The 2,015-nt window shown below is 53.1% G+C and carries 3 protein-coding genes; all 3 read right to left on the reverse strand.

Annotated features, from left to right (window positions below; genetic code table 11):
• A partial coding sequence (locus ACWYRJ_RS20770; protein WP_455508543.1) for a DUF496 family protein occupies window positions 1-88 on the reverse strand: 88 nt, incomplete at its 3' end.
• A 158-nt stretch (window positions 89-246) separates the two neighbouring features.
• Window positions 247-1,305 carry an FUSC family protein gene (locus ACWYRJ_RS20775; protein ID WP_133294755.1) on the reverse strand — a complete coding sequence of 353 codons (1,059 nt, stop codon included), beginning with the start codon at window positions 1,303-1,305 and terminating at the stop codon, window positions 247-249.
• Between the two features lie 92 nt (window positions 1,306-1,397).
• On the reverse strand, window positions 1,398-1,871 hold the full coding sequence (sbmC, locus tag ACWYRJ_RS20780; protein WP_455508542.1) for a DNA gyrase inhibitor SbmC: 474 nt from the start codon (window positions 1,869-1,871) through the stop codon (window positions 1,398-1,400).
• Window positions 1,872-2,015: the final 144 nt, after the last annotated feature.

Here is a 2,015-nt window from a genome sequence, read left to right on the forward strand (position 1 = left end):
CCTGGATTTCACGCTGCAGTTTGTTTTTGCGGCGGAACAGGCGGACGAATTCCAGAACATCCTGGAACGAAGGCTTGGTAGTTTCCATTTTTACACCCCTGATAATGTGAGATTCGGATTCGTTAAGGCAACCGTTGTAACAATAACCTTACTGACAGCGGCTGCGAATGACAATGAGTATATCGTTTAAAGCTATCATAACCCCAATTGCTGCTGAATCGAAGCAGCAGCCGTCACATACGCCTTTTATTTGCGCAGCGCCCGGCAAATAAGGTGCGATAACAGCTCAAGCTGCCGCGCCAGTTCCATGCTCAGCCAGACGTAGCCATGAATAGGCGTTTCAGCCACGTTATCGCTCTGGCGTTCATTGATTAACTGCTTCAGCTCCGCGACGATCTCATTCAGTCGCTCGCTGTTGGCCAGTATCGGCTGCGGGTTGCCTTCATAAAGCGCATGAGCGATGGTCAACAGCGTTTGCTGCGTCATCTGCTGAGTCTCTTTGAGGGTCTGCGCATTAAGCATCAAAAGGTGGCTGGGACGCGAAGCCCAGTGGGCGTTGATTTGCAGTTCAAGCATGCAGACCAGGTTGCGGCTTACCGTCTGGATAGCTTCGAAAATCGATTTTTGAATGCGGGTTTCTTTGCTGGCGGGCGTGATCAGGCCGCGCATTTTAACCACGTCGTTAAGGATGGTTTGCAGGTGCTTTTCCAGCCGCGGGCGCTCGACCAGATTAGGGGAAAAACCGGCCTGATAAACGCGGTTAAAGGCGGTAACGTAGTTAGCCATCTGAATACGCCAGTGCAGAAAAGCCCGCTGCGGCCAGATACCGGTAAAAAGCATGGCCAGCAGTGACCCCAGGATGACATCCCCGCTTCGCCACAGCGCCGTGGTCATATCCCCGGCGGGCGCCCCGACAACCACCGCGAGAGTAATACCAATCAGCAGCGCCTGATAGGGCTTTTTGCCCAACGCCAGCCAGCCGCAGAGGAACATAGCGGCACCGCACCATGCCAGCATCACCGGAAATGAGATGAGCTCCAGCTTCAGCGCAATAAGACCCAGGGCCGAGCCAAGAACAGTCCCGCCAATTCGTTCAAAGGCGCGCGGGACCACGTTCCCCCAAAACGAGATAGGCCCCATCACCACCACCAGCGTGATCAGCGGCCACGTCCCTTCCGGAACATCCAGCAAACGGACCAGTACAAACGTCAATACGAAAGCCAGCGCGATGCGACACCCGTGCACAACGCGGTAATGTTTATACAACCGAATTTCAAAAGGGGTTAATGATTTGTCGGGACGCACACCCGCTCTCCAGCTACACGGCAAACCACAATTGTACTGTGTTTTCAGCCGGGCGGATCGTTCCCGGCTGAAAAACCCTTCATTTAGCAGGCTTAAACCGTTTTATGCTCGACGGCGATATACATTTCGATATCCCAGTAACCGTCCGCATTGCCGTCATTGAGATAGCGTTCGAAGCAGGGCTTAAGCGCCATCTGGTACTTATTGTCCTGAAGCAGGGAATTGAAAAACTGATACCAGGGCGTGGCGAAGTCGTAGTTTTCCACGCGAGCCGTCGCCACGGCATAGTCCCCGGCCGCGATTTCCGTCATCATGACGCCTTCGCTGTTTTCCGGAATAACGAAATCGTCCGGTACGGTAACGGCCGTATCACAGCGTAGTTTTTCTGCCGGGACTTCATCCGGGTTATCGTAATAGACCGCAACCCACTCAAGCGGCTCAATTTGACGCCCTTCAACCCACATGACCAGCTGTTCAAAGCCCTGCTTTACCGTGTGTTCCCACGGGCCGACCAAATGAAAACCGGCAATCTTACGTTTCTGTTGCTGCTTAATGCTGTAGTCCATGATGCCTCCATTTATTACTGTATATTTATGGGTCTTCCCTTGATGTGGTGGCTGAAGGCATGATAATGGTGTATTTAATCGCCAGAGGTCACCGCCATGGACGAAAAGTCCCTCTACGCTCATATTCTCAACCTGTCCGATCCG

The organism is Enterobacter sp. (genome assembly GCF_977039595.1).

Excerpts from the sequence above, each read along its gene's own strand:
- sbmC (WP_455508542.1), bottom strand. The coding sequence starts at position 1,871 with ATGGACTACAGCATTAAGCAGCAACAGAAACGTAAGATTGCCGGTTTT.